Annotated in this window: 5 protein-coding genes; 3 read left to right on the plus strand and 2 right to left on the minus strand. The window is 64.4% G+C overall.

Translation table 11 applies throughout. The features are described from left to right. Window positions 1-250 precede the first annotated feature (250 nt). Window positions 251-1,681: an aldehyde dehydrogenase family protein gene (locus ACT4OC_RS27770; RefSeq protein ID WP_444842253.1), complete on the plus strand. Its 1,431-nt coding sequence runs from the start codon at window positions 251-253 to the stop codon at window positions 1,679-1,681. Between the two features lie 232 nt (window positions 1,682-1,913). Here ACT4OC_RS27770 and ACT4OC_RS27775 read toward each other — a convergent pair whose 3' ends face one another. After that, complete coding sequence (locus ACT4OC_RS27775; RefSeq protein ID WP_444842254.1) at window positions 1,914-2,882, minus strand: SMP-30/gluconolactonase/LRE family protein; 969 nt, start codon at window positions 2,880-2,882, stop codon at window positions 1,914-1,916. A 95-nt stretch (window positions 2,883-2,977) separates the two neighbouring features. Between ACT4OC_RS27775 and ACT4OC_RS27780 the strand changes: the two genes are divergently transcribed. Continuing rightward, window positions 2,978-3,799 (plus strand): NAD-dependent epimerase/dehydratase family protein, encoded by an 822-nt coding sequence (locus ACT4OC_RS27780; protein ID WP_444842255.1) that lies wholly within the window; start codon window positions 2,978-2,980, stop codon window positions 3,797-3,799. Window positions 3,800-3,890: 91 nt separating this feature from the next. On the opposite strand, the gene ACT4OC_RS27785 is transcribed toward ACT4OC_RS27780, so the two are convergent. Next, the gene (locus ACT4OC_RS27785; RefSeq protein ID WP_444842256.1) at window positions 3,891-4,583 is read right to left on the minus strand and encodes a GntR family transcriptional regulator; all 693 of its coding nucleotides are present in this window, start codon (window positions 4,581-4,583) and stop codon (window positions 3,891-3,893) included. Window positions 4,584-4,731: 148 nt separating this feature from the next. Here ACT4OC_RS27785 and ACT4OC_RS27790 point away from each other — a divergent pair. Continuing rightward, the coding region (locus ACT4OC_RS27790; protein ID WP_444842257.1) for a dihydroxy-acid dehydratase domain-containing protein at window positions 4,732-5,797 on the plus strand (1,066 nt) is incomplete at its 3' end.

A 5,797-nucleotide genomic window follows, 5' to 3' on the forward strand; every position in this document is an offset into this window, starting at 1 on the left:
GGGCTGACTTTTGCTTCTTTGGCTGCCGCCCCCCCCCCCCCGGGGCGGGTGGGGGGGGTTTGGGCCCGCCGCGGCCGCGCCCCCGACGGTGGGGGCACCTTGCCCCCCTTACATCCCACCCCCTATATTCCGCGTTCGCCGCACAGCGGCCACCCGCATATGGCGGTTCCACCAGCCCCGGCTTTCGTGCAAGGATGCCTGCCGAACGCTTCCGTTCCCCCTCATTCCCGTCCGTACCAAGAGGTTTCCGATGGTCAATCGCATGCAATTCTACATCGACGGCGCCTGGGTCGATCCCGTCGTCAAGAAGTCCACCCCCGTCGTCAATCCGGCGACGGAAGAAGCGATGTACGAGGTTGCGCTCGGCTCCAAGGCCGATCTGGACAAGGCCGTCGCCGCCGCCAAGCGCGCCTTTGTCAGCTATTCCCAGACCAGCCGGGAGGAGCGCATCGCGCTGTTCGAAAAAATCATCGAGGTCTACAAGGGTCGCATGAAGGAAATCGGCGCCGCCGTTTCCGACGAGATGGGCGCGCCGCTGCCGATGGCGGAACGCCTGCAGGCCGGCGCCGGCCTCGGCCACATCGCTTCCACCCTGGAGGTGCTGAAGAGCTACCACTTCGAGGAGAACGTCGGCACCGCCGTCGTGCTGCGCGAGCCGCTCGGCGTCGTCGGCATGATCACGCCGTGGAACTGGCCGCTCAACCAGATCGCCTGCAAGGTCGCGCCTGCGCTCGCCGCCGGCTGCACCATGATCCTGAAACCGTCGGAGTTCACGCCGACCTCGGCCCTGATCTTCGCGGAAATCCTCCATGAAGCCGGCGTGCCGAAGGGCGTATTCAACCTGATCAACGGCCTCGGACCGGAAGTCGGCGCCGCGATGGCCGAGCACCCGGACATCGACATGATTTCGTTCACCGGCTCGACCCGCGCCGGCGTCGATGTGGCGAAGCGCGCAGCTCCAACCGTGAAGCGCGTCAGCCAGGAGCTCGGCGGCAAATCGCCGAACGTGATCCTCGACGGCGCCGACCTCACCAAGGCGGTGACCGGCGGCGTGATGCACATGTTCAACAACTCCGGTCAGTCCTGCAACGCGCCGTCGCGCATGATCGTGCCGCTCTCCAAGATGAAGGAAGTCGCGGCCATCGCGAAGGGCGTCGCCGACAAGACCAAGGCCGGAGATCCGCGCGCCGAGGGCACCACCATCGGCCCCGTGGTCAACCGCGGGCAGTGGGACAAGATCCAGGCCCTGATCAAGAAGGGTATCGACGAGGGCGCAACCCTGGTCTCTGGCGGTCCCGGCCTTCCCGAAGGCGTCAACAAGGGCTTCTACGTCCGCCCGACCATCTTCGCCGACGTCACCAACGACATGACGATCGCGAAGGAGGAGATCTTCGGACCGGTGCTGACCATCATCGGCGCCAAGGACGAAGCCGACGCCGTCAGGATCGCCAATGACACGCCCTATGGTCTCGCCGGTTACGTCACGGGCGATACGGTGGAAAGCGCGCGCCGCGTCGCTCGCCAGATCCGCGCCGGCAACGTCAACCTGCAGGGCGTGCCGAACGACCGCACCGCGCCGTTCGGCGGCTACAAGCAGTCCGGCAATGGCCGCGAATGGGGCAAGTACGGCCTGGAGGAGTATCTCGAGGTGAAGGCGGTGGCCGGCTTCAACGCGGCGTAAGCTTTTCGCGAGAGACGCAACGACGCCGGGGCGAGCGATCGCCCCGGCTTTTTTTGTCTTGCTCCGTCATTGCGAGGAGCGAAAGCGACGAAGTTTTGTAGGGTGGGCAAAGGCGCACTTCGCGCCGTGCCCACCTTCATTCGATCGGTGCAATACAGGTGGGCACGCTTCCGCCTTCGCTCTTCGAGCTACGGCGGACAAGTCGCTTTGCCCACCCTACGGATTCCCGCAACTATCCCCCCGCCACGCCCTGCGTGTTCACATACATCGCATAGATCGACTGGCTCGCGGCCATGAACAGGCGGTTGCGCTTCAGCCCGCCGAAGCAGAGATTGGCGCAGCGCTCGGGCAGCGCGATGCGGCCGATCATGACGCCGTCGGGCGCGAACACCACGACGCCGTCGAGCTCGGGATCGCCCATGCCCCAGCCGCACCAGAGATTGCCGTCGATGTCGACGCGGAAGCCATCGGGCGTGCCGGGTCCGGCATCGACGAAGATGCGCTTGTTGGAAAGCTTGTCGCCGGAGGGTGACACATCAAAAGCGAGGATCTTGCGGTTGGGCACGCCGCGGGACTCGATGACGTAGAGGATTTTCTCGTCGGGCGAGAAGGCGAGCCCGTTGGGCCCCAGCACCCCTTCGGCGACGATGCTGGCTTTGCCGGTCTGCCCGTCGATCCGGTAGACGTTCATGTCGATCTCGGACTCCGCCTTGTAGCCCTCGTAATTGCCGAGCAGCCCGAAGATGGGATCGGTGAACCAGATCGAGCCGTCGGACTTCACCACCACGTCGTTTGGCGAGTTCAGCCGCTTGCCCTCGAACGAATCCATTAGCACCGTGATCGACCCGTCATATTCGGTGCGCACCACGCGCCGCCCGCCATGCTCGCAGGTGACGAGCCGTCCCTGGCGGTCGCGGGTGTTGCCGTTGGCGAAGTTCGATGGCTTGCGGAAGATGCTGACCGCGCCGGTCTCTTCCTCCCACTTGACGATGCGCTGGTTCGGGATGTCGCTGCACAGCAAATAACGTCCGTCGCCGAACCATACCGGTCCCTCCGCCCAGCGCAGGCCGGTGGCGAGACGCTCCACCGCGGAAAGCTTCAGCCAGTATTTTTCGAAGCGCGGATCGAGCGCGTGGATCGCCGGATCGGGATAGTGGGTCGCCGGCCGCCATCCGGTCGCGTATGAAGATGCATCGGACATTTGCTGTTCTCGTTATTGCGTTTCCTGAGCAATTGGGTTTGCTATCACCCTCGGTCAACGACCGCAAATGATCGCGATCAAAATCGAGGGAAGAGATGTCACGCATATTGATGACCGGCGCCGCGGGAGGAATTGGAACGAGCCTGCGCAAGCTGCTGCCGCCGATCTATCCGGACCTCGTGCTCAGCGACATCAACACGCCGGCCGATCTCGGCAGAGGCGAGAAATTCAAGGCCGCCGATCTCGCCGACCTCGCGCAGGTCGAAGCGATCTGCGAGGGCGTCGATGGCATCCTGCATTTCGGTGGCTATTCGGTCGAGGGTACCTGGGACCAGATCCACCAGGCCAACATCGTCGGCTGCTACAATCTGTTCGAGGCCGCGTATCGCAAAGGCGTCAAGCGCGTGATCTTCGCCTCGTCCAACCATGCGGTCGGCTTCTATCCGCGCCATCACCGCATAGGCACCGACGTCACCGCGCGTCCCGACAGCCGCTACGGCGTCAGCAAGGTGTTCGGCGAAGCGATGGGCGCGCTCTACGCCGACAAGCACGGCATGAAGGTGACGTGCCTCCGCATCGGCAATTTCGGCGAGGTGCCGCTCGACCACCGCCGGCTGTCGATCTGGCTCAAGCCCGAGGACCTCGTGCAGCTCTGCCGCATCGGCCTCGAGCATCCCGACATCCATTTCGAGATTTTCTATGGCGCCTCCTGGAATGAGCGCGCCTGGTGGGACAACCACCGCGCCTACGATCTCGGCTATCGCCCGAGCGGCAGGGCCGAGGATTTCCGCGAGCACGCGTTTGCCGAGCAGGCCAAGCTGAAGCCGGACCCGGTCGGCGACTTCTACCAGGGCGGCGCGTTCTGCAGCATGGAGTTCGACGGCGACAAGGGCCGCATCGTGGACTGGAAGAAGTGAAGTGACCGTCATTCCGGGGCGGCTCGCAGAGCCGACCCCGGAATCTCGAGATTCCGGGTCTGGTCCTTCGGACCATCCCGGAATGACACTTTCAACGTCCGCCCTTCTCCCGGCTGATCCGCCCGAGATAATCCGACTTGCTGTACTGCATGTGATCGACGCACAGCTGCGCGAACGCCCAGCTGTCGCGGCCCTTCAAGAGTTCGATCATCAGCTCGTGCTGCCGCCGCGATTGCGCCAGCCCCTCCGTGTCGGCGAGATTCTTCGCCCGCATCGGCAGCGTGATGTTCATGTAGTCCTGCAGCGATCGCACCAGATAGGGATTGCCGCAGGCCGAGAACAGCGCGACGTGGAAGGCGTCGTTCGCCTCGTGGATGCCGCGCAGGTCCTGCGCGTCGGCCTTCTCGCAATAGCGCCGCTGCAACTCGCTGAGCTCTTCGATCAGGCTCGGCGGCGCGGGAAGGGGGATCATCAGTGCCGCCTGCCGCGTCAGCATCTCCCGCACTTCGTAGATCTGGCGCACTTCGTCGGCAGAATAGAACCGCACGGTGGCGCCGACGTTCTTCTCGCGCAGCACGATGCCCTGCCGCTCGAGCTGGAAAAGGGCCTGGCGCACGAAGTGCCGGCTCGCGCCATAGCGGCTCATCAGGCTATCCTCGACCAGCCGCGAGCCCGGCGCGAAGCGGCCGAAGATGATGTCCTCCTCCAGCCGGCGGATCACCTCCGCCTGCTCCTCCTCGCGCGAGGGCGTGGAGCTTGGCTGCGATGCGGCTTGCGCGGTCATGCCGGCACGTCAGCACGCGGCGAGGTGTATTGTCAATAATGATGGGCGGTTTTCGATGTTATGCCTCGCATGGCGATACAGATTATCGAGCATTGACAATAATTCCGCAGACTCCTTTAGTGGTCGCCCAAGCAAGAAGGAAAAAGAGATGACCGACGGGCTTCGCAAGGGTTTGGCCAGCTATGGCGATGCCGGCTTCTCGCTGTTCCTGCGCAAGGCCTTCATCAAGGCGATGGGCTATTCGGACGGTGCGCTGGACCGACCGATCGTCGGCATCACCAATACCTACAGCGACTACAATCCCTGCCACGGCAACGTGCCGCAGATACTGGAGGCGGTAAAGCGCGGCGTCATGCTGTCGGGCGCGATGCCGTTCGTGTTCCCGACCATCTCGATCGCCGAGAGCTTTTCCCATCCGACCTCGATGTATGTGCGCAACCTGATGGCCATGGACACCGAGGAGATGATCCGCGCCCAGCCGATGGATGCAGTGGTCGTGATCGGCGGCTGCGACAAGACCTTGCCGGCGCAGATCATGGCCGCGGTCAGCGCCGATCTGCCGACCGTGGTCATTCCCGTCGGTCCGATGGTGGTCGGCCATCACAAGGGCGAGGTGCTGGGCGCCTGCACCGATTGCCGCCGGCTGTGGGCGAAATACCGCGCGGGCGAAATCGACGAGGCCGAGATCGAGGCGGTCAATGGCCGGCTCGCTCCGTCGGTCGGCACCTGCATGGTGATGGGCACCGCCAGCACCATGGCCTGCAGCACCGAGGCGCTCGGCCTGTCGCTGCCGATGAGCGCCACCATTCCGGCGCCGCATGCCGAGCGGTTCCGCTCGGCGGAAGCAAGCGGGCGCGTCGCGGCCGCCATGGCGAAGGCGAAGGGGCCGAAGCCGAGCGCGCTCCTCACCGCGTCCTCGTTCCGCAACGCGCAGGTGGTGCTGCAGGCCATCGGCGGCTCCACCAACGGCCTGATCCATCTCACCGCGATCGCGCATCGCACCAGGCACAGAATCGATCTCGATGCCTTCGACAAGCTGGGCCGCGAGGTTCCTGTGCTGGTGGACCTCAAGCCCTCGGGCGACCATTACATGGAGCATTTCCATCACGCCGGCGGCGTTCCGAAACTGATGAAGCAACTCGGCGATCTCATTGATCTCGATGCCAAAACCATCACCGGTGCGACTTTACGTGAAGTCGTAGGCAGCGCCGAGG

This window comes from Bradyrhizobium sp. (assembly GCF_052389815.1).
Classification (GTDB): domain Bacteria; phylum Pseudomonadota; class Alphaproteobacteria; order Rhizobiales; family Xanthobacteraceae; genus Bradyrhizobium.

Excerpts from the sequence above, each read along its gene's own strand:
- ACT4OC_RS27785 (WP_444842256.1), bottom strand. The coding sequence starts at position 4,583 with ATGACCGCGCAAGCCGCATCGCAGCCAAGCTCCACGCCCTCGCGCGAG.
- ACT4OC_RS27780 (WP_444842255.1), top strand. The coding sequence starts at position 2,978 with ATGTCACGCATATTGATGACCGGCGCCGCGGGAGGAATTGGAACGAGC.
- ACT4OC_RS27770 (WP_444842253.1), top strand. The coding sequence starts at position 251 with ATGGTCAATCGCATGCAATTCTACATCGACGGCGCCTGGGTCGATCCC.
- ACT4OC_RS27775 (WP_444842254.1), bottom strand. The coding sequence starts at position 2,882 with ATGTCCGATGCATCTTCATACGCGACCGGATGGCGGCCGGCGACCCAC.